The 22,160-nt window shown below is 46.3% G+C and carries 21 protein-coding genes; 7 read left to right on the plus strand and 14 right to left on the minus strand.

The features are described from left to right. Window positions 1–169: 169 nt before the first annotated feature. From BHV73_RS00290 to glpA, 6 genes are all read right to left on the minus strand, one after another. Window positions 170–1,543: an OprO/OprP family phosphate-selective porin gene (locus BHV73_RS00290; RefSeq protein ID WP_118469319.1), complete on the minus strand. Its 1,374-nt coding sequence runs from the start codon at window positions 1,541–1,543 to the stop codon at window positions 170–172. A gap of 28 nt (window positions 1,544–1,571) precedes the next feature. Beyond that, window positions 1,572–2,939 carry a glycerophosphodiester phosphodiesterase family protein gene (locus BHV73_RS00295; protein ID WP_087413259.1) on the minus strand — a complete coding sequence of 456 codons (1,368 nt, stop codon included), beginning with the start codon at window positions 2,937–2,939 and terminating at the stop codon, window positions 1,572–1,574. Window positions 2,940–3,068: 129 nt separating this feature from the next. After that, window positions 3,069–4,466, minus strand: a complete 1,398-nt coding sequence (pgtP, locus tag BHV73_RS00300) for a phosphoglycerate transporter protein PgtP (RefSeq protein ID WP_118481645.1) — start codon at window positions 4,464–4,466, stop codon at window positions 3,069–3,071. A 24-nt stretch (window positions 4,467–4,490) separates the two neighbouring features. Next, window positions 4,491–5,744, minus strand: a complete 1,254-nt coding sequence (glpC, locus tag BHV73_RS00305; protein ID WP_087413274.1) for an anaerobic glycerol-3-phosphate dehydrogenase subunit GlpC — start codon at window positions 5,742–5,744, stop codon at window positions 4,491–4,493. Window positions 5,745–5,748: 4 nt separating this feature from the next. Further along, a complete protein-coding gene (gene glpB, locus BHV73_RS00310) occupies window positions 5,749–6,993 on the minus strand; it encodes a glycerol-3-phosphate dehydrogenase subunit GlpB (protein ID WP_087413275.1) in 1,245 nt (414 codons plus the stop codon). A gap of 11 nt (window positions 6,994–7,004) precedes the next feature. Beyond that, window positions 7,005–8,609, minus strand: coding sequence for an anaerobic glycerol-3-phosphate dehydrogenase subunit A (glpA, locus tag BHV73_RS00315; RefSeq protein WP_009121849.1), 1,605 nt, complete (start codon window positions 8,607–8,609; stop codon window positions 7,005–7,007). A 326-nt stretch (window positions 8,610–8,935) separates the two neighbouring features. On the opposite strand from glpA, the gene BHV73_RS00320 reads away from it, so the two are divergent. Continuing rightward, window positions 8,936–9,721 (plus strand): DeoR/GlpR family DNA-binding transcription regulator, encoded by a 786-nt coding sequence (locus BHV73_RS00320; protein WP_009121848.1) that lies wholly within the window; start codon window positions 8,936–8,938, stop codon window positions 9,719–9,721. Window positions 9,722–9,787: 66 nt separating this feature from the next. On the opposite strand, the gene BHV73_RS00325 is transcribed toward BHV73_RS00320, so the two are convergent. From BHV73_RS00325 to rpmH, 6 genes are all read right to left on the minus strand, one after another. Beyond that, window positions 9,788–10,474: a NigD1/NigD2 family lipoprotein gene (locus BHV73_RS00325; protein ID WP_039950720.1), complete on the minus strand. Its 687-nt coding sequence runs from the start codon at window positions 10,472–10,474 to the stop codon at window positions 9,788–9,790. A 55-nt stretch (window positions 10,475–10,529) separates the two neighbouring features. Continuing rightward, window positions 10,530–11,669 (minus strand): 1-acyl-sn-glycerol-3-phosphate acyltransferase, encoded by a 1,140-nt coding sequence (locus tag BHV73_RS00330; RefSeq protein ID WP_087413276.1) that lies wholly within the window; start codon window positions 11,667–11,669, stop codon window positions 10,530–10,532. Between the two features lie 92 nt (window positions 11,670–11,761). Next, window positions 11,762–12,736, minus strand: a complete 975-nt coding sequence (locus BHV73_RS00335; RefSeq protein ID WP_087413277.1) for a D-alanine--D-alanine ligase — start codon at window positions 12,734–12,736, stop codon at window positions 11,762–11,764. Continuing rightward, window positions 12,733–13,803 (minus strand): RluA family pseudouridine synthase, encoded by a 1,071-nt coding sequence (locus BHV73_RS00340; RefSeq protein ID WP_087413278.1) that lies wholly within the window; start codon window positions 13,801–13,803, stop codon window positions 12,733–12,735. The genes BHV73_RS00335 and BHV73_RS00340 overlap by 4 nt, the downstream gene beginning before the upstream one ends. 60 nt (window positions 13,804–13,863) lie before the next feature. Next, the gene (locus BHV73_RS00345; RefSeq protein WP_286735756.1) at window positions 13,864–14,517 is read right to left on the minus strand and encodes a PASTA domain-containing protein; all 654 of its coding nucleotides are present in this window, start codon (window positions 14,515–14,517) and stop codon (window positions 13,864–13,866) included. A gap of 223 nt (window positions 14,518–14,740) precedes the next feature. Next, complete coding sequence (gene rpmH / locus BHV73_RS00350; protein WP_004292199.1) at window positions 14,741–14,902, minus strand: 50S ribosomal protein L34; 162 nt, start codon at window positions 14,900–14,902, stop codon at window positions 14,741–14,743. A 190-nt stretch (window positions 14,903–15,092) separates the two neighbouring features. Here rpmH and efp point away from each other — a divergent pair, with 190 nt between their 5' ends. From efp to BHV73_RS00380, 6 genes are all read left to right on the plus strand, one after another. Continuing rightward, complete coding sequence (gene efp, locus BHV73_RS00355; RefSeq protein ID WP_009121842.1) at window positions 15,093–15,659, plus strand: elongation factor P; 567 nt, start codon at window positions 15,093–15,095, stop codon at window positions 15,657–15,659. A gap of 453 nt (window positions 15,660–16,112) precedes the next feature. Further along, entirely contained in the window at window positions 16,113–17,102 is a 990-nt protein-coding gene (locus BHV73_RS00360; RefSeq protein ID WP_009121841.1) for a glycosyltransferase family 2 protein, read from the plus strand. Window positions 17,103–17,141: 39 nt separating this feature from the next. Further along, entirely contained in the window at window positions 17,142–17,828 is a 687-nt protein-coding gene (radC, locus tag BHV73_RS00365; protein ID WP_039950718.1) for a RadC family protein, read from the plus strand. A gap of 75 nt (window positions 17,829–17,903) precedes the next feature. Next, the gene (locus BHV73_RS00370) at window positions 17,904–18,215 is read left to right on the plus strand and encodes a metal-sulfur cluster assembly factor (protein WP_009121839.1); all 312 of its coding nucleotides are present in this window, start codon (window positions 17,904–17,906) and stop codon (window positions 18,213–18,215) included. A 22-nt stretch (window positions 18,216–18,237) separates the two neighbouring features. Further along, window positions 18,238–19,002, plus strand: coding sequence for a UDP-2,3-diacylglucosamine diphosphatase (locus tag BHV73_RS00375; RefSeq protein ID WP_087413279.1), 765 nt, complete (start codon window positions 18,238–18,240; stop codon window positions 19,000–19,002). 125 nt (window positions 19,003–19,127) lie between these two features. After that, complete coding sequence (locus tag BHV73_RS00380) at window positions 19,128–19,337, plus strand: hypothetical protein (protein WP_009121837.1); 210 nt, start codon at window positions 19,128–19,130, stop codon at window positions 19,335–19,337. Between the two features lie 56 nt (window positions 19,338–19,393). Here the strand turns inward: BHV73_RS00380 and BHV73_RS00385 are convergent, their stop codons facing one another. Together BHV73_RS00385 and BHV73_RS00390 are read right to left on the minus strand one after the other, a co-directional pair. Then, window positions 19,394–20,794 (minus strand): alkaline phosphatase, encoded by a 1,401-nt coding sequence (locus BHV73_RS00385; RefSeq protein ID WP_087426688.1) that lies wholly within the window; start codon window positions 20,792–20,794, stop codon window positions 19,394–19,396. Between the two features lie 166 nt (window positions 20,795–20,960). Beyond that, window positions 20,961–22,157, minus strand: coding sequence for an acetate kinase (locus BHV73_RS00390; RefSeq protein WP_009121835.1), 1,197 nt, complete (start codon window positions 22,155–22,157; stop codon window positions 20,961–20,963). Window positions 22,158–22,160: the final 3 nt, after the last annotated feature.

Raw genomic sequence — 22,160 nt, forward strand, 5'->3', positions numbered from 1 at the left:
GATAATGTAATTTGTGAGGATAGGGCACGGATTGCACAAATTTTGTGATACTGCAATTCTACCTTTTGCCGTTCCGTCTTTAATTCATACTTTACATGAGGAGATTCCTAATTAAGTATCCCCATCACATGTGCTCATGTGACGGGGACAGTTTAAATTAATTACAGCATCAGAATTCGAGCTGCAATCTCATTTGCAATGTGTGTAAATTCTTGTCATATCTGAAAGCATCGCTGTACTGTTGGTCCAGATGCGCATAAGAATAGTTGACTTTCATAGCGATATTGTGTGTGAAATAGTAGTTTACTCCTACTGTAAAGGTGTTGGCTACACCACCTACGACGGAGGTATTGGCCATACCCCAACTCGCCATCATCTCATTGGAGTAGAATTTACCGTTCATGAAGATGCTACCCGGCTCGATATAGTTGAGGTCGGTATGGTTGTAACGGGCAATCAGTTCGAGAGAATTTCTGCCGGGACGGTTCATCAAGGCATCTACCTTGTTGTAACGGTAGTTACCGCCACGAATCAACCAACCTGCCTGTACTTGATAGCCGCTGAATTCCGCGTTGGTATCAGGACCGAAAAATGACTTGTAGATTTCCGGTGTAGGGGTAAAGGTACCCATAAGTGTACCGAGTGATGTTTGGAAGTTATAATCCCAGTCTCTTTCGCGTACATACTTTCCATGTGTATATTCGCCTGTCAGATAAAGATTTCTCCAAGTAGCCAATCCCTCTATGTTATACTTGAAAGTCTGTTTAACATTATTGACTTTAGAATAGAGCATGTTTGTCTTATCAATGGCGGATTCCAGTGAAGACGCAAGTATCACGGAGCGGTTATAGTCATCATTGCCATTGGCGAACCCGTTGGCGTCAGGAATACGATAGCTGAAAGCTCCACCGGCATGAACAGCCCAATCTTCACCGGTGTAACGAGCCAGCAAACGAGCTGTTACGCCCCAACCCATATCACCATTGGAATGAGACTTACCTATTTTCTGAGAGAAAATTCCACCTTCGCCCCATAGATAGTTACTGTAATGACGGTAGGAAACTCCCAAAGCACGTCCGGGTGCGAAGGCTTCGTTGGTGGCGGACTTATTGATAAAGTTATAGTCGAATGTACTGGCTATGTTTTCAGCAGAAAACGGTTCGGCAAAATGACCGACGCGCAAGAAGCCGGCACGGTCTGTGTGCCAACGCAAATAGGCATCTTTGATAGATACGCCGGAAGCAAAGTCAATATCGAACTTCACATCAAGTTTACTACCCAATTTGGAGAAGATACGTATACGGGCCGAAGACAGATCGGCACCTGAACTGCGGTCTGTATAGTCATCGATGTAATATGCACCGTCTACCGCTAATCGTCCGCCGACGCGGAAACTATACTGTCCGTCCTGAGATTTGAATGTCACTAAACCGTCATCCATATAAGCATTGAGTTCTGTCTGTGCCTCAGTGGGCTTCGTTTGCCCCCAGCTCTGTGTACTCAGCAGAGCGAAAGCCAGTAACGGGAAAATATATTTCTTCATGATTGTCTTTATTATAATTGGTTGATATTTAGTAGCCTAACTCATCAAGCACTTGCTGTGCGGTCTTTGTACCTTTACCGGCATGTCTGTTACGGGTCTGGTCACGGAAATAGTTCTTACCTGCGTCCTTGTATTTTTGCATTGTATCGTTATAATACCGGATACATAAATCTGTCAGGTTGGTAAATGACATATCCAGATAGTTTTTATCTGCACCGCCTTCTCCCTTTGGATCACTCCAAGGACCTGTATAAGCCAAATATTGCTCATTGGTATTGAATGACCATGCATGAATATCCATGCCTGCCCGACGTATCATTTCTCCTTGCCATATTTTCAGACTGCTTGGATAACCGGTAACATAGTCAATATTGGGAGCCATAATCGTGGCACCGTTTTCAATAGCAAAGTTGATAAGGCGCGCATAAGTAGCAGGGGTCGATTCCATATCTGCATAGAGGTATGCATAAGGAATGGTACGCTTAAACACAGAATTGAAACTTTTGAGACTGGGATCGGAGAATGTCTGCAAAACGATACGTGCCGGTGTATTAGCAATATCAACCAACCCCGGTGTATTGTTTTTGTAAGGAACCCGTTTCAATTGGTTGATGTCGTCGTGATACCAGCCATATTCCACGAAGATATCATGTAAATCCTGTTCTACTCCACTGAAGAGTGACGGTGATTTGGTTTCCACGTAGATACCCGGGCGGTTACCGTTGTCCGCTTCATCCTCTACATACTTAAAGTCATATTTAACTTTTCCATCGGGAAGCTGTATTTTGTCATACATGCGTTCGCCATAACGATGACCATCCAGTACACCATTGGTATCTTTACCCCAACGCTTAAAACGATAACCTTCCGCAATTTTAATAACATCTTGTACTGTGATAATCTCGAGTCCTCTGAATGATTCCCGCCACTGTTCCGGATTAGCATCCTTAAACCATGAACCGATATCAAGTTTCAACAGTTCTTCGTACGTAAAAGCGCTTACGTAATCGTTCTGACGATTGGGGTAGATAACTTCTACATCGGTTGTACGAAGTAAGCTTTCATCGTGGAGGGCGAGTACAACTCCATCTTTAGTACGCTGTACGTCACATTCAAGGTAGTCCGCGCCCATGTTACGCGCCCAGCGCATGGCGGCTTCACTTTCTTCAGGAGCCCAAAACTCGGTACCGCGATGGGCGATGATACAGTCTTTTGGAAGATAAGCCAGAATCTCTTTCTGTACATTACTTAAGGGTAGCAGTTCTGGGATGTCATTGGTTGAAAACCCATCCGTCCGTATATCATCGGAGCAGGATACAGAAATCAAACCTAACACGGAAACAAATGCTATTTTTACAAAGTGTTTCCCCAAGTGTGTGTAAAAGTGTTTTTTCATACTTTTGTCGATAGCGGTTCATTAACAGGATTAGTTCGGCGCATATTCCAATCCTGTCAATCAACCTGTGATTAATTAATACTATACAGTAAGCGCGCCATGCTTACCATGAAGGACGATTTTAAAATTCTAACGTTTGTTTCTTTCTGCAAGCAATGCTTTCTCGTCTTTATACGTAAAAGACATCAACAAAATGGACAAGGCGCAGGCAATAAGCAGGAGTATGAAAGTCCAGTCCCAGCCTGCCATTTCGGCTACATAACCGAGAACCACATTGGCAAGGATGGCTGTTCCGAAGAAGTACCCGAAGAACCCGGTAAGTCCGGCAGCCGTACCGGCGGCATTCTTGGGAGCAAGGTCGAGCGCTTGAACACCGATCAACATTACCGGACCGTAGATGAAGAAACCGATAGCAATCAGAGACAAGGTTACAATTACATAGTTATCGGAGAAATGCCAGTAAAGGAAAATAAACACAGCTACAATAGCCATGAAGATGATAGTAGTCATGGCGCGTCCGCCCTTAAATACCTTGTCGCTTAACCAGCCGCAAACCAATGTTCCGGGTATTGCCGCAAATTCATAAGCAAAATATGCCCAACCGGCTTGCTTGATATCATATCCTTGAGCTTCTTTCAGGAAAGTAGGAGCCCAATCGAGACATCCGTAACGTACCATGTAGACAAATGCATTAGCGATAGCGATGTACCAAAGCATCTTGTTATTGAATACATGCTTAAAGAAGATTTCTTTTGCCGTAAGCACTTCTTCCTGCTTCTCGCTATAATTCTTGGGATAATCATTACGATACTTCTCAATGGAAGGAAGTCCGCAGGATTGAGGAGTGTCACGTATCAGGCAGTATGCCACTAATGCCACAAGGATAGCCACTGCCGCCGGGAATACATACGTACCGATGAGGAAGTAACGGGATGAGTCAGCGCCATAGAACCAGGAACCGAACCACAATGCGCCATAAACAGCCATCGGACCAACCAATGCACCGCCCACATTATGAGCGCAGTTCCAGATGGACATCATCGTTCCGCGTTCGGTCACCGAGAACCAGTGAGTCATGACACGTCCGCAAGGAGGCCAGCCCATACCGTTAAACCAACCTACCAGGAAGTTTAAAGCAGCCATTACGATAATAGCCAGTGATTTCTGTTCCGGACCGAAGAACTGCACCGGTACAATCATAAACATCATGGAGACAGCAGCCAAAATCAATCCTAACGGAAGGAATACGCGTGCATTACTGCGGTCGGACACGCTTCCCATCAAGAATTTGGACAAAGCGTAAGCCACGGCATTCATAGAAAGAACGATACTCAACTCACCCTTTTCAAAACCAAACTGAGCAAGCTCCGGAATGGCCATCGAGAAGTTTTTACGCACGATATAAAAACCTGCGTAACCGATAAATATACCCAGGAAGACTTGCCAACGATAACTTTTATACGTCGAATCAATCTTCTCTGCCGGTAATTCCTGCTTATGAGCAGGTGGTGCTAAAAAATTCCACATAGTACTAAGATTTTAAGAATAATATTATTTGTTACTATTTAGTTTGCTGGTTTCTTCTAAGTCCAGAGCTTCTGCAAGTATCGAAATCGGGTGTTTTACTTTTGCCGGAGTGGACATCTCGATCTGCCATTTACAAGTTTCGCAATCGGTAGCGACAAAATCGGCCGCCACTTCTTCTATCTGACGGAACAGTGAAGCGCCTATTCCCTGTGATGTTTCATAGTTTTCCTTTTTAAAACCGTATGTACCTGCGATTCCACAACATTGGGAATTAAGTACGGTGAGATTTACATTGGGAATACTGCGCAGCAAAGCGATGGAATAATACGCCCAACCGAGTTTTTCCATGTGGCAAGGCGTATGATAGGCTATCTTCATCTTTACATCATCACGGAATTTCAGTTTTACATTTCCCTCTTCGAGCAAGCGGAAAATGAAGCGGGTAGCCAATTCTATGCTGTCGCGTACATCTGCATTATCAATTCCAAGCAAATGCGGATATTCATCCCTCATTGTAAAAATACAAGTCGACGAAGCCCCGACTACCGGACGCTTATCTTCAAAAATCGACTTACGGACAGAGCGGAGATTTGCTTCAGCTTGCTTGCGCGCCTGATTTATCAAACCGTTGGAAATCAAAGCCACTCCGCAGCATTTCTCTTTTTCAAGCAAATGCACTCCATAGCCTATTGCGTTAAGCACACTCACCATATCTTTACCCAACCGGGGGAAATTATAATTGATGTAGCAACCGTGGAAGAAACTTACATGCTTCCCGTAGTTATTCTGCGAAGCCATCGCATTCTTTTTGAACCAGCTCTCGAATGTCTGGGAAGAATACTTCGGAAATACACGATGATGGTCTATTTTCAAGACTCCGTCCATTACCATTTTCACCGGCTTCAGAGACAATGTGGTATTCACTACGGGAGCAAAGGCAGACGCCATAGTACCTACGAAATCCGTATTTGCCAGCATAATATCGCGCAACGCCGGTTTCTTCTTACTATATTTGATACGTGCCAACTGAATGATGTCGCCAATCTTCACATTCGAAGGACAAGCCACTTCACAACGTTTACAATTCAAGCAATATTTCAGCGCTTCATCAAAGTATTCGCCTCTTTTCAAGCGAAGACGCTCTTCGTCCGGACCGGCCTGCTTCGGACCGGGATATTTAGGATTCACCGGGATAACCGGACAATATACCGTACAAACCGTACATTTGATACATTGCTCAAAATTGTTTTCGCTTATATTATTCTGCTGCATATTCATGACATCATCCTTTTATTAAGTTATCCGCTACATATAATGCCGTAAGCATGGAAATACCGGCACCGCAACCTTCATGTATTGTATTGGACCCGCTCAACACCGACCCAATGGCAAACAGATTCCGTTGCGCATCACCCTTAATCTTTATCCGTAACTTATCATCGGTAGCTACACCGAATGTCATATAATTCTGTTTATTGAAGAAAGCCTTGTCATACCAACTGTCACGTCCGGGAGTGAAATCGACATCACTGCCGAAAACAGGTTCGATAACGCTATCCGGCTGCGCAACCAATCCGTTGCTGAAATAGCTGCCCGAAGCAAGGATAAAGTTTTCCGCCACAAATGAGATGTCTCCATGATTGACAGAGTATACCGCCTGCACTTTATTACCGCTGAAATCAGCTTTCACTACCGTATCACCCAACATATAAACTCCTCCCAACTCTTCAAAAGAACGGCGGAGTTGTTGCTGCGCGCGAATACCCGGAACGGAAGGCGGCATTGTAGGAATCAGCCACACCGGAATATCCAACGATTCTTTCAGCTTCTTTACCGACGCCGCGGACGACAATCCGAATACGGCCGGCAAAGCAACGATGTCGAAACCGGATATCTTTCCGGTCAACTCCAGAATCAAAGCTTCAAGCGTTTTTTCATTCTCCAATACTCTGGCAATATTGGTAGAACGCATTTCCGTCGGACTGATCCGTAATCTTTCCAGTTCCGGAAGATTAATAGAGGAAATCCGGCATTCGGCGCCATACTTCTCAAAGCTGTCGGCAACAAACTTCGTGTTGAAATCAAGGAATCCGGCCATATTGACTACCAGAATCTTCTTACCGGCTATATCATTTGCCGAGGAAAGCGGCGTAAAATCAGAGAACGTCAGCCACGTCGGCTTCAACGTACCCATCGGAGTTATGCGTAAATGATTATGCTCGGCGTCACCGTTCACTTCAATGCCGCAATCGAGGAACTGCTGCTTTGCTTCACGAACGTAGTAGGCAAAATTATCGCCCAACTTAGCGTATGGATGGTTCGCACCAACCTTGTCAGCCGCAGCCACAGGATTGTCCACCTTTGTCCCGTCGGCAAGCTCGTTAAGCAAATCAAATGAACCGGAAGAAAAATGCAACGCACTTTGCCCGGTGGAAACGATAGCACATTTCACGCCATTCTTCTGCAAACGGATTCCACACGTCAGACCGGCAAGTCCCCCACCTATTATTAAAGTATCAAATTTCATCTCTATTCATTTTATTCCATTCCACAAACTCCACTGTATACCCACTGGGTATATTCACTTTCACGCAATGCTTCGCCCCATGCCACAGGATACAATCCTTTCCAGCGTTCGTTCAGGAACGAAGCCAGGTCATTCTTCGCTTTTTGAGAACAATTATGCGCCTCACCCAACAATCCTGCCGCACGACAAGCGCAGAGTTCTCCCTGACAGGTTCCCATACCGACGCGTGTGCGACGACGCAAGTCTATCAGATTATGCACATCAAGTTCGTTTACAGCATAGTTTACCTCACCTACGGTCACATCTTCACATTCGCAGACCAGACTGTTGTCATACTTGCTTTCCGACGCAATCCTGGCGGCCATTTCACCGTGACGTCCGACCGAAGAACGTTTGGGTTGATCCGTCGTCACTTGTTTACCGTCAGACCGTCCCTCTTCCAAACGCGAACCGGGAAGGGGTTCATTCATCGTAGTACAAGGCTTGTCAATGCCAAGTTTCTTGCAAGCCAGATTCGTAGCCCATTCCGCCATCAGTCGATAAGTCATCAACTTTCCGCCGGTAATAGTTACAAAGCCCGCAACACCATCACGTATCTCATGATCCAGCAACACGATGCCACGGCTGATGTTACGTCCGGAAGGGTCGTTATCGGCGGCCACCAGCGGACGAACGCCGGCGTATGCGCGCAAAATACGAGTTGTAGCCAAAGCAGGAGCCAACTTCTCCCCCTCCGACAACAACAAATCAACCTCTTCCGACGTAACCCGCACATCATCCACCTCATCAAAGCCCACGCGACTGGATGTCGTTCCAATCAGGCAGATCGTATCTCCAGGAACAAGAATATCTGCATTGGCAGGCTTGCGGCAACGGTTAAGCACAACATTATTGATTCGATGCCCAAAAATCAATAATGAGCCTTTTGCAGGGAACATGTCCACCCTTATGCCTGCTTTTGCAGCAATGCCATGTCCCCAAATACCTCCCGCATTAATAGTCAGAGGTGCGTAATAATTATGTTCTGTTTTCGTTTTATGATTAAATACAGTGACTCCGACGATACTTCCCCGGTCCTGAATCAATGCTGTCACTTCATGATAAACCAGTACTTTCGCACCGTGAGCTTTGGCATCAATAACATTTGCCAGAGTCAGTCTGAAAGGGTCTATCGAACCGTCAGGCACTTTCACCGCTCCTGTTATGGCAGGATTAACAGAAGGTTCTATCAATCTCGCCTCGGCAGGGTCTATCACTTGCGCATTGATACCTGCGGCCCGACACGATTCCACAAATAAGTTTTGATACGAAAGGTCGTCTTCCGGAAGAGAGATGAACAAGCCGCCGTTTTCTTCTACACAATGGCGCGCTATCTTCCGAAGAATCATATTCTCCTTGATACATTCGGCAGCCGATTCCCTATCAGTCACCGCATAACGGGCGCCACTATGAAGCAATCCGTGGTTTCGCCCGGTGGCACCAGCAGCAAAATCAAAGCGTTCTACAAGCAAAACACGCATTCCACGTAAGGAACAATCTCTTGCCGTACCCGCTCCGGTCGCACCTCCACCAATAATAATGATGTCAAATTCGTTAATTTCGCCATTAAGTACCATGTCTCTTATAATATTAGTTAACGTCGTTTGATTTCAAGATTAGGATAACAGCGCTTTTGCTTTCTTATCAAAACGACTTAGGTTTCATTTCGCAACAAATATAAATTCTATTTTTATAATAACGAAACATTTCCTTTGTTTTTTTACTGAAAAGCAGAAAAAAGATCTTCAGATAGGAAGTTTTATATAAAAAAGCAACAACAAGACTTACGTTTCAAAAGAAAAGATAACAGAACTACTGTTTTATAATTTCTTAGCATTATGAGTTTTCCCATACTGTTTTTTTCAAGTATATTAGCGCATTAAATACGATTTTCAAGCTTATTATGACAAAAGAAGAGAGACAATCTATCATATTAGAATTGTTGATACAGCATAATTCGATTCTGGTAACGGACTTAGCCACACACCTTAACGTTTCGTCAGTTACGATACGCAAGGACTTAACCGATCTCGAAAGAGAAAAGAAACTATACCGAAATCACGGAAAAGCGATTTTAATAGACCCCTATATCGACAACAGGAATGTTAGCGAGAAGGAAAAGCTGTATGTCGAGGAGAAGAGACTGATCGGAATGAAAGCCGCAAGCCTCATCGCTCCCAAAGATTCTATACTTATAGCATCGGGAACAACCATGCACGCACTCGCGCGCAGCATAGTTCCGGTGGACGAATTGACCGTCATTACCGCTTCCATGGAAGTATCGAATATCCTGGCAAGCGAAAAGAACATATATATCATCCAACTGGGCGGTATATTACGGCATAGCAGCCTGTCCGTAGTAGGAAAATATGCAGAGAATATATTGGCGGATTTCTCGTGCAGCAAGTTATTCATCGGTGTAGACGGTATCGACCTCGATTTCGGTATCACCACCACCAACATGATGGAAGCAAGTCTTAACCGCGTCATGATGCAAACCGCCCAGAAAACGATTGTGCTTGCAGATTCTTCCAAATTCGGGCGGCGCGGTTTCAGCAAGATTTCCGACATGGAGGATGTCGACCATATCATCACCGACTCCCGCATCCCCCCTTCCACCGCTTTACGCTTAGAGGAGATGGGCATCGAACTGACAATTGCCGATGCCGGTTATCACAATAACATGTAAAAAGAAAACAGGTGCCATAAAGTCCTTATGACACCTGTTTCATATCTATTTATAATGTATATGAAATCAATTCCCCTCTACATGAAGCCCCGTTTCATCCAGGACATAGGTTTTGAAGCTATCGGAATAAGTATAAATACTGAAATAAACATCCACGCCCTGCACACCTTCAGTCATATATTGTTTTAAGGGAACGGACAGATAGGCACGCTTACCGTAATCTTGCACATCGCTACTCACATCGTGATATAAAGTCAACCGCACTTTGGCACGTCCGCTATCTTCATCTATCGAAACTCCATCCTCTACAAAATGAAAAAGATGTTTGCCCTGCTGCTTCACCTCTAAAACAACATTCAGATAATCATATCCCAACCAAATACTCCGTATTTCAGAAGGTTCCGTTTTCACTCCCCCTTCAAATTCACCGGCAGTCAGAGGCAGGGGAGAAATCGTTTGCAACAGAGCATACAGTTTTACGCCTGAAACCCGACCGTCACCGGCGACCGACGTCTCATAATTGGCGACAATACGAACGGATGCATCCGCGTTCGTACGCAGGCCTGACGCATCCTCAAGAATTTGAAACGTCTCGCCCTCATCGGTCAACACCGACTCCAACCGTCCGTCCGCTCCGGAAAACGCAGTCATAAAATCCTGCTTCACGGAAGGATAATGATAGTCATCATCGCCGCATGATACCGACAGGCACGACACAACAGCGACAAACAGGCCACAGCAGTACTTTTTCATACCCACTTACTACACACTGTTACGATTCCTCTTTACGCAATCAATCGACAAGCCCTTACTTGGTCGCAGCCAAATAATTCGTCAACGGATTGGCATACATCAACAACAACTTCTCACGCAAGAAATCCACATCCTTGTCAGGAATAGTGATACGCTCCAGCTGACCGTCAATATAACTTGTAAAGCGCTTCTTATCCTCTGCCGTATAATGTTCGACAAACTCCTCGGCATTGTGCAGCAAGTCGTGAGCCACATAATTATTGGCAAAAATACGATAGTTGGCATGAATACGCTTATCAATCAAAGCGGATATGGCAACGAACAACTCCGGTTTCGGCAATGTTCTGTCCAATTCGCTCAAATCTTCATTGATACAAGATGCCATACGGAAACATACACGGCCTTTGTATCCCAGAAGTCCGGTCTGCATGTTCAGCAAGTCGTCATCCGTGGTTTTCTTAAAGTCGGGTATATCACGCTTCAGCTGGAATTCCTGCGCTTTCAGATAGTCGCAAGGATCATATTCGTACGAAATGGAAAGCGGAACGATATTCAGTTCCTGAAGATTGGTGATGATGTCTCCGTCGCCGCCCATCGCCAACATTTTCAGAACGCTATCCTGCGTGATGTCATTAGAGTCCTTGGCACGTCCCTCGCGTTGGGCTATCCAGATGGACTGCTTCTTTTCCGCAATCGTGTAGTGCATATAACGCGACATACGAATGGACGACTCCAACATCTGGCGCATGGTAAGCGCGCGCTGCACGGTGAAACATTTATTGATACGCACCAATTTCTTAATCCAGGGATAAATCAGCAGATTATCACCGATAGCGATTTCTACGGTATCCAACCCCTGCTCCACCAGAAGAACAGACAAGAAACCGGAGTCGAGAATGATGTCCCTGTGATTGGACACATAGGTATAGGCAGACTGCTTGTTCAACACAGCCATACTTTCCAGTATCAGTCCGTCTGTAGTATCTTTGGCTAATTTATGCAAGATGCCGTAGCAAAGGTTTTCCTGGAACTCCTGCTTGGTCTTGCTCGCACGCATTTTCTGCGCGATAGCCTCAAAAGGAACACCCGGCATAACGGCGCAAGCCACTTGTTGGAAGGCCGGGTCAGCAATTAATTCCTCAAAAATCTGAGGTAGTTCTTCGTCATGATAAGGGCGGATTTCTTCAAATTCCATGATATGCAATTTTAAATTTTAAACAATAAGCATTTGGTTTCAAGACTAATAAACGGGCATCTAATAGTCGGTTGATACCTAATAGTTAATATCTAAAATTGGTTTTCTATTATATCTGTCATTACATCTTTAATATCCAGGTTCGCCGCGCGTACCTGCTGCGGGATAAAACTGGTAGCGGTCATACCCGGAGTAGTGTTTACTTCCAGCAGATTTATCTTCTCTCCTTCGGTAATGATATAGTCTACGCGGATAATTCCGGAAGCTCCGAGGATATCATAAATGGCGGAAGTAAGTTTCTGCACGCGGTCGCGCAGTTCATCGGGAATGCGCGCCGGAGTTATTTCGTCCGACTCACCGTTATATTTGGCTTTATAGTCAAAATACTCATTATGCGATACTACTTCCGTAATAGGGAACACCACAGACTTTTCTTTGGTCTTGTAGCAACCGCAAGTAATCTCCATACCTTCCATAAAAGCCTCTACCAAGACTTCTTTCGCTTCAGCGAAAGCCTTTGCAACGGCAGGTTGTATCTGCTCTTTCGTATTCACCTTCGTCACCCCGAAGCTGGAACCGCCCAGACTGGGCTTGATGAAACAAGGCAAGCCTATCTTCTCAATCACATCTTCGTCGGAAACAGACTGCCCCTGGCGAAGCAGCAAAGAGTCGGCGATACGCACACCGAACGTTTTCAGATATTGATTGCAGGCAAACTTATCATACGTCAGTGCGGCCGCAAGCACTCCGCAACAGGAATAAGGTATATGAAGCATATCGAAATATCCCTGCAAACGCCCGTCCTCACCCGGAGTTCCGTGAATGGTGATATATGCAAAATCGAATACAACCTTCGCGCCGTTCAGCCGGAAGCTGAAATCATTACGGTCTACCGGAGCTTTCGTACCGTCGGGAAGCTGCACGTGCCAGTCCGACCCCTGCATCTCTACTATATATAATGTGTACCTCTCCTTATCGATGAAGGAGTAGATTCCTTGTGCACTACGCAGGGAAACTTCGAATTCGGAAGTGTCTCCTCCGCATACAATAGCAATTGTGCGTTTCATTCTAATTCTCTATTACTAATATAGCCTCTCCACTTATCAATCAGCCGACTCATATCATCCGGCAACTCCGAGGTAAAGTACATTTCCTCCCCGGTGACGGGATGTACGAACCCCAGCGTCATGGCATGAAGCGCCTGCCGCGGACAAGTATCAAAGCAATTGTTTACAAACTGTTTGTATTTGGCAAAATGGGTCCCTTTCAGAATCTCATGGCCGCCATAGCGTTCATCATTAAAGAGGATATGTCCGATATGCTTCATGTGCACACGGATTTGATGGGTACGGCCTGTTTCGAGGATACACTCCACAAGCGTCACATACCCCAGGCGTTCCAGCACACGATAATGGGTAACGGCATGCTTACCCTGGTCATCGGGCAGAACGGTCATCTGCATACGGTCTTTAGGATTACGCCCCACATTACCGATGATTGTACCTTCGTCTTGTTCCACATTTCCCCAGACGAGGGCGCGGTAACGGCGTTTGGTGGTTTTATTGAAGAATTGCAGACCGAGATTGGTCTTGGCATCCGGTGTTTTGGCAATCACCAGCAAACCGGACGTATCTTTGTCGATACGGTGCACAAGCCCCACATGCGGGTCGTTGGCATCGTAATCGGGAATATCTTTCATGTGCCAGGCGATGGCATTGACGAGCGTACCGTGATAATTCCCGTGCCCGGGATGTACCACCAGCCCCGCCGGCTTATTGACAACCATCAGGTACTTGTCTTCATACACTATATCCAGGGGAATATCTTCGGGGATAACCTCGTTTTCGTAACGGGGACGGTTCATCATCACCGTTATCACGTCCAAAGGTTTCACTTTGTAACTGCTCTTGACCGGCTTATCGTTCGCCATCACAAATCCGGCATCGGCGGCTTTCTGTATACGGTTACGCGAAGCATTGGTCAGACGGTCGAACAGATATTTGTCCACACGCATCATCTCCTGCCCTTTATCCACTACCACGCGGAAGTGCTCATAAAGCTGCGACTCATCACCGACAGGTTCTATATCGTCCAGTACATCATTTTCTATGTCGTCCGGTAACTCTTCGATCATCGTTTGTCCTTTTTAAGAATTAAAGACAGCTTCATTCCCGTACACCTACCTGCGTTAAATTCAAAACCAAGACTCATCGGCCGCAGAACCTTCGGAACCAACCGGCTCCTGAGTCTCCGTTCCGTTATTCGCGGACAAAGAATCGCTTTCCAGTACCTCTCTGTCACCATTGCCCACCATCAAAGTCAGCGTTGCGCCCATAGGCACTTTTTCATCGATGGCGAGCATGCGCCCCTGATACTTCACGCCATATACCCAGTCCTTTTCACCTGCCATGTATTCGATGTCGTTCAGCTTGAAGCCCGAAGCCAGAATACGCGCTTCGGCCTGACGCAAGGAACTGTTATCCGCCACATCGGGAACAGCCTGCAAAGGTATATTGATGGCATTGATTGTCAGATAAATGATGCGGCCTTCTTTCACCTTTTGTCCGGCGGCCGGATTATAGTCCCAAATGCAGCCGGCAGGTTTGTCCTTGACGTAAGTGGAATCGGAAACGACACAGGCCAGCCCCCGGTTACCGAACACCGTTCCGGCTTCCGCTACCGTCATGCCCTTCACATCAGGTACTACCACAGCCTCACCGTGGCGGGTATATATATCTATTCCTTTTAAAGTTCCGAACAGCAACAAGGCTACCACAACAATCATTGCCATGACGTTTATCCAGAAGTATTTGTTCTGCCGGAAAGAAAAAAATTCCTTTATAGTCATAATCACTACAATTTGGTGCAAAGATAATGCAAACAGAGAGCAGAATAAAAGAACTTGTTCATTTTTTATGCCGAGGTGCGGTTTATCTTCGCTTTTGTTGCAAAGATAATGCAATTTAGGCGCATTGCAATGATGTTTTCTTGAAAGTTTCACAAAAGAAAAGCCGCAAAACACTGTCACCAGTCCTTTGCGGCTTTCTTATTTCTCTATCAAAAGGAATGACTTACGCCTTCACTCCGTTGTATTCGTCAGAAACAGTCAGTTTCTTTCTGCCTTTGGCACGACGTGCGGCCAATACTCTACGACCATTGGCTGTAGCCATTCTCTCACGGAATCCGTGTTTGTTTTTTCTCTTTCTGTTAGAAGGTTGAAATGTTCTTTTCATTACTTATCTTGTTTTATGTTATTATTCTACGTAATCGGGCTGCAAAAATAGAGACTTTTTCTAAAATAACCAAGAGATAACTCATTTTATCTCAAAACTTTTTGTGTTTTTTACCGATTTCCATTACTTTTGCACCCGCAAATCAAGGGAAACATCTTAATAACATAATAATAATAAAGACTATAAAAGTATGATTAATGCCCAAGACATTAAAAACGGAACTTGCATCCGCATGGACGGCAAACTGTATTTCTGCATCGAATTCCTGCATGTAAAACCGGGAAAAGGTAATACTTTCATGCGTACCAAGCTGAAAGATGTAGTCAACGGCTATGTTCTTGAACGCCGCTTCAACATCGGCGAAAAGCTGGAAGACGTACGCGTAGAGCGTCGTCCTCATCAATATCTCTATCATGACGGCGACAACTACCAGTTTATGAACCAGGAAACTTTCGACCAAATTCCTATCGCTCACGACTTGATTAACGGCGTAGACTTCCTGTTGGAAGGAATGGTTGTAGACGTGGTATCCGACGCTTCTACCGAAACGGTTCTGTATGCCGACGTACCTGTGAAGATTCAGCAGAAGATTACATACACCGAACCGGGATTGAAAGGCGATACAGCTACCAACACCCTGAAACCCGCAACAGTAGAATCAGGCGCGACAGTACGCGTACCGTTGTTCATCAACGAAGGCGAAACCATCGAAATCGATACTCGTGACGGTTCTTACGTAGGTCGCGTAAAAGTATAAAACTCCTTCTTTAAATAGTTGGAAGCCTGTCGGGACAGTTCGCCACGACAGGCTTTTTCTTTTTACAGCACATGGCGATAAAAACGCCGCCACGAACCGAGCAATGTAAGGCCATAACCGACATGCCTGAGGAATGCCGGAACCGGAATTTGTCGTGTCCATCGGATTTAGTTCCTAATAACGGCATTCGCAGGATTTATGCGTTCCCATCGGACTTATCAGTATCTTTAATACTACATGCTAATTCGTTAGACAGCCGTTGCCCGTTCGTTAGACAGCTGTCTAACGAACGGGCAACAGTTGTTGAACGAAAGAATGACATCCGTCTGACGAATTATGACTGACGATGCGGCCTCTTGTTATTTATTGTACCATCCCCTATCTATCACCAAATAAAAGCGTATCTTTGCAACATCAACTTCCGCAACCCGATAAAGAAAAAGACACAGAGATATGCGATACTCCGTTATCATCCCCGTATACAACCGCCCCGATGAAGTGGACGAACTCCTGCAAAGCCTTACCCGGCAAAGCTTTAAGGATTTTGAAGTCATCATTGCAGAGGACGGCTCTTCCGTTCCTTGCAAGGACATCGCAGACCGTTATCAGAACATGCTGGATATCCATTATTACGCCAAACCCAATTCCGGGCCGGGGCAAACGCGCAATTACGGCGCCGAACGCAGCCGGGGGGAATACCTGATTATACTCGACTCCGACTGCATCCTTCCCGAAGGCTATTTTGCGGCGGTGGAAGAAGAGTTGCGGAAAGCCCCCGCCGACGCTTTTGGCGGACCGGACCGGGCGCATGCATCGTTTACCGATATACAGAAAGCCATCAACTACTCCATGACTTCGTTCTTCACTACCGGCGGCATCCGCGGCGGGAAGAAGAAGATGGACAAGTTCTATCCGCGAAGCTTCAATATGGGCGTACGCCGTGAGGTTTACGAAACGCTCGGCGGCTTTTCACGGATGCGTTTCGGAGAAGACATCGATTTCAGCATCCGCATCTTCAAAGGCGGATATCAATGCAGGCTATTTCCCGGAGCATGGGTATATCATAAACGGCGGACGGACTTGAAGAAGTTCTTCAAGCAGGTACACAACTCCGGCATTGCCCGCATCAACCTCTACAAGAAATATCCCGAATCTCTAAAAATAGTTCACCTGCTACCAGCCGTATTCACATTAGGAGTAGCCGTACTGCTGGCAGGCGCGCTCTTCTGTCCGTACAGCCTGCTTCCGATCGCATTGTATGCGTTACTTGTCTGCACGGATTCCGCTATCCGGAACAAGAGCCTGCGCATCGGCATCTATTCCATCGCCGCATCTTTCATCCAGCTTATCGGATACGGAACCGGTTTCTGGCGTGCCTGGTGGAACCGCTGCATACTCGGTAAAGACGAGTTTGAGGCATTCAAAAAGAACTTTTATAAATAACGGGCAGTGAAGGAGCTGCAGGCGGTAAGAAGAAAAGGCATGGAGAAATTAACAATCAACCGGTGGGCAGCCGAAGACCGTCCGCGGGAGAAAATGATGCTGAAAGGCGCGGAAGCCCTGAGCGACGCAGAGCTGCTGGCCATACTTATCGGCTCGGGAAACACCGAAGAGAGCGCCGTAGCACTGATGCAGCGGACACTTGCCTGCTGCAACAACGACCTGAACCAATTAGGGAAATGGGAAGTACGCGACTTCTCCCGCTTCAAAGGTCTCGGACCCGCCAAAAGCATCGCCATCATGGCCGCCCTCGAACTGGGTAAACGCAGAAGACAGCAAGAGCATCCGGAACGCGCCGTGATACACTCGTCCAACGACATCTACGAAATCTTCCATCCGCTGTTGTGCGACCTCACCATAGAAGAATTTTGGGTGCTCCTGCTCAACCAGGCTTCCCGTGTCATCGATAAGGTACGAATCAGCCGGGGCGGCATCGACCAAACCAGCGCCGATGTAAGAAGCATCCTGCGCGAAGCATTGCTACAACGCGCCACACAGATTGCGCTGATACACAACCATCCTTCGGGAAACCCGCATCCCAGCATGAACGACCGCCGGCTGACGCAGTTCATACAGAAAGGCGCGCAAACCATGAACATCCGCCTGATTGACCACGTTATAGTCACAGACGGCAGATATTACAGTTTTAATGACGAAGGAGCGCTGTAATGTAGTGTGTACATTCTTTGTAGTTTCAATTAAAATCTTTAGATTTGCTTCGCTAAACCAACAAACCGTACGAATATGACCAAATTTGAAATAGAAGAGAAAATAGTTGCCATGCTGAAAACCGTATTCGACCCGGAGATTCCGGTAAATGTGTACGACCTGGGGCTCATCTACAAAATAGATGTTGCCGACAGCGGCGACGCAACCATCGACATGACCCTGACGGCTCCCAACTGCCCCGCCGCAGACTTCATCATGGAGGATGTCCGCCAGAAGATAGAATCGATAGACGGAGTGAATTCCGCCACCATCAACCTGGTATTCGAACCCGAATGGGACAAGGACATGATGAGCGAAGAAGCCAAACTGGAATTGGGTTTTCTCTAACGAATAACGGAACTGTGTATAAATGAAGAACGTATATTTCCTATCAGACGCACACCTGGGTTCACGGGCCATCGAGCACGGACGGACACAGGAACGACGGTTAGTCAACTTCCTCGACAGTATCAAACATAAGGCGGCTGCCGTATATTTGCTGGGCGACATGTTCGACTTCTGGTACGAATTCCGTACGGTCGTACCCAAAGGTTACACCCGCTTTCTCGGCAAGTTGTCCGAACTGACGGATATGGGCGTGGAAGTACACTTCTTCACCGGCAATCACGACATCTGGTGCGGAGATTATCTGACTAAAGAATGCGGGATCATCATTCACCGCGAGCCTCTCACTACGGAAATCTACGGAAAAGAATTCTACCTGGCCCATGGCGACGGACTGGGCGATCCGGATAAAAAATTCAAGCTGCTGCGTACCATGTTCCACAGCCGTACGCTTCAAACTCTGTTCTCCGCCCTGCATCCCCGTTGGAGCGTAGAGCTCGGACTGACGTGGGCCAAGCACAGCCGTCTGAAAAGAACAGACGGGAAAGAGCCCGACTACATGGGCGAGAACAATGAGCATCTGGTACTCTATACCAAAGATTACCTGAAAAGCCACCCGAACATCAACTTCTTCATCTACGGTCACCGGCACATCGAACTGGATTTGATGTTGAGCGCCACCGCCCGTGTCCTTATCCTCGGCGACTGGATAAATTATTTCTCTTATGCCGTATTCGACGGTGAGAATCTTTTCCTGGAGGAGTTTATCGAAGGAGAGACCAAACTATAAACCATCCATCTCGACTTTCAAGAATCGTTTATTCTTATAAATGATTACGAAAAAGGACAAAAAGCCGGAACTTTTTGCCCGGTATCTTGTAGTATCATCATAACCATTAAAAAAACAAAAGCGTTATGGATGATATGATTTACAGAAACGATTCGATTGCCGAAGAGAACATAGACCCGAACGGCCGCCCGGCAGAGAATAAATTTGAAGAATGGAGCGAGGAAGTTTCCGAACGGACAGACCTCGGCTATAAAGAGCAAAAAGTAAAATCCGCCAAAGAACGGAAAAAACTCATTAAAGAAATGGATGAGATCATCAAAAAAGAGATAGAATGAAAATAGGGTGTCAATCATAGTTTTGACACCCTATTTCTATTATCTGACCCTTTTTCTCATTTATATCCGGCAGCTTTGGCAATGCGTTTCGGAATTTCCGTATTATCCATCTTGCCGACAAACAGCCCGGAGCCCGCACCTATTGCAAAAACAGGAACATAACCGGCTGTATGGCTGGAACTGGTCCATCCCACCATGGCTATCTGGCTCATTACCTTTTTGGCAGCGGCGGCCAACGGCTCGGTCTTGGCATAAAGGCTCTCCTCGAAAACAATCTTGTTCTTTACGAAAGACGTTTCATATTCATCACGAAGCATCTTTTCCTGTTCCCAGGTTAAAGGCAGCTCTTTCCAGAAGCCCATTTTATCGGCAAGTAACGCCTTTACCTCATCCCATGAAGCCTTACCGGATTTCTCTTTACGCAAGTCGGTAATCGCTTTGGAAAGAAGGTCTTGGGATTGTTTCTGATTCAACAGGGATTTCAAGTGCAATTCATACTTTCCGATGCCCAGACCCAGGCCACCGGTTTCGTGGTCGGCGGTTACGACAATCAGAGTTTCTTTCGGGTGCTTCTTGTAGAACTCATAGGCGACCTTTACCGCATTGTCCAAATCGATAACTTCTTCAAAAACGGTGGCAGGGTCATTACCGTGGCAAGCCCAGTCTATTTTGCCGCCTTCTACCATAAGGAAGAAACCTTTATTGTTTCCTTTTGTCAGGAACGAAATGGCGCTTTCCGTTATTTCCGGTAAGGTAAGGTCGCCTTCTTCACGGTCAATAGCATAAGGAAGGCAAGATGGAACGGCACCCTCTTTCTGGATAAGTATCATCTTCTTCGCATCCGCTGCTTTGGTCTTGTATTCGTCCAGGCCGCGGGCAATCGTATAACCCGCTTCTTCCATAATGGGGAAGATACTCGGCGCTTCTTTCTTATCGGCAGTCGTAGCAGGCTTCAGGAAGCCGCCGCCCGCATAAAAGTCAAAACCGGCTTTCGGCAAGTCGAGCGCGATTTCGTAATACATGCTACGGTTGGGCTGGTGAGCGTAGAACGCCGCCGGAGTAGCGTGGTCTACGCTGACACTGGTAGTGACACCTACTTTCTTACCGGACTTCTTGGCTTTCTCGGCAACTGTCTGCAAGACGTTTTTATCATCGTCCATACCGATAGCCCCATTGTATGTCTTTGCACCGGTGGCAAGAGCCGTACCGGCCGCTGAAGAGTCGGTCACGGAATTAGTGGCGGAAAAAGTCGTAGCCACGGTACCAACCGGGAAGGTCGTAAACAAAAGCGGTTTTACACCGATACGTCCTTCTTGTTCAGCCAGGTACATCTCCGTACCGTTCACCTGGTTCACTCCCATTCCATCACCGATGAAATAGAATACATACTTTGCCTGCTGCGCATAGGATACGCCCGTCAGCAATACAAAGAGCAATACATACATTAATCGTTTCATAAACTGTTCTATTTAAAATTATCTGTAATGTCAGTGTTTTTCCTTTATAGGGAAACAAAGATAAGAATTTTAAATCATTCACATATGACGATGTTATGAAAAAGAAAGTGCCGGAAACAGTCAAGACTGTTTCCGGCACTCGTATCAAGTCCTTATTACAATACTGTTATTTGCTCAAGATAGCCATTGTGTCAGAAGCAATCATCAGTTCTTCATCGGTCGGGATAACCACTACCTTCACCTTAGAATCGTCTGTGGAGATTACAGCTTCTTCACCGCGAACCTTGTTCTTTTCCAAATCGACCTTGACGCCCATAAATCCGAGGCCTTCGCATACTTCGCTGCGGCAGTTGCACTGGTTCTCGCCAACACCGCCCGTAAATACGATGATATCCACACCGCCCAAAGCAGCGGCATAAGCGCCTACATACTTCTTGATGCGGTAGAAGTACATCTTTTCCGCCAGAATAGCTCTCGGATTACCGGCAGCTACGGCATTCTCCAAGTCGCGCATATCGCTTGACTCACCGAAAATACCCATCACGCCGCTCTTCTTGTTCAGCAGATTGGATACTCCGTTTGCATCCAGATTTTCCTTATCCATGATGAAAGTAACGGCACCGGCATCGATGTCACCGCTACGAGTACCCATCATCAGACCTTCCAACGGAGTCAGACCCATGCTGGTATCCATGCATTTGCCGTCTTTAATGGCAGAAACGGAGCCACCGTTACCGATGTGGCAGGTAATGATTTTCTTTCCTTCCGGCTGTACACCCAGGAATTCGCACACACGCTTTGATACATAACGATGAGAGGTTCCGTGGAAGCCATAACGGCGAACGCCATATTTTTCATACAGTTCGTAAGGAACGGCATACATATATGCATAATCAGGCATTGTCTGATGGAAAGCGGTATCAAACACACCGATCTGCGGAACATCAGGCAGAATGGCGGAAACCGCATTTACACCCTTCAGGTTGGCGGGATTGTGAAGCGGAGCCAAATCATTACAAGCGGTAAACGCGTCCAGCACTTCCTGAGTCAGCAATACGGATTCGCTGAATTTCTCACCTCCGTGTACCATACGGTGGCCTACCGCATTGATTTCGTCCAAAGACTTGATGGCGCCGTATTCGGAGCTGATCAATGTATTCAGGATGAACTCTACACCTACGGTGTGTTCCGGTATGTCTTTTTCCAGAATCTTTTTCTCGCCATCAGGCAAGGTCAATTTCAGGAAGGAGCCTTTCAGCCCGATTTTTTCAATACCACCTTGAGCGATAACCTCTTTGTGGTCCATATCAAACAATTTGTATTTGATGGACGAGCTACCGCAGTTCAATACTAAAACTTTCATATT

This window comes from Bacteroides sp. 44_46, from assembly GCF_001915465.1.
GTDB classification, from domain to species: domain Bacteria; phylum Bacteroidota; class Bacteroidia; order Bacteroidales; family Bacteroidaceae; genus Bacteroides; species Bacteroides clarus.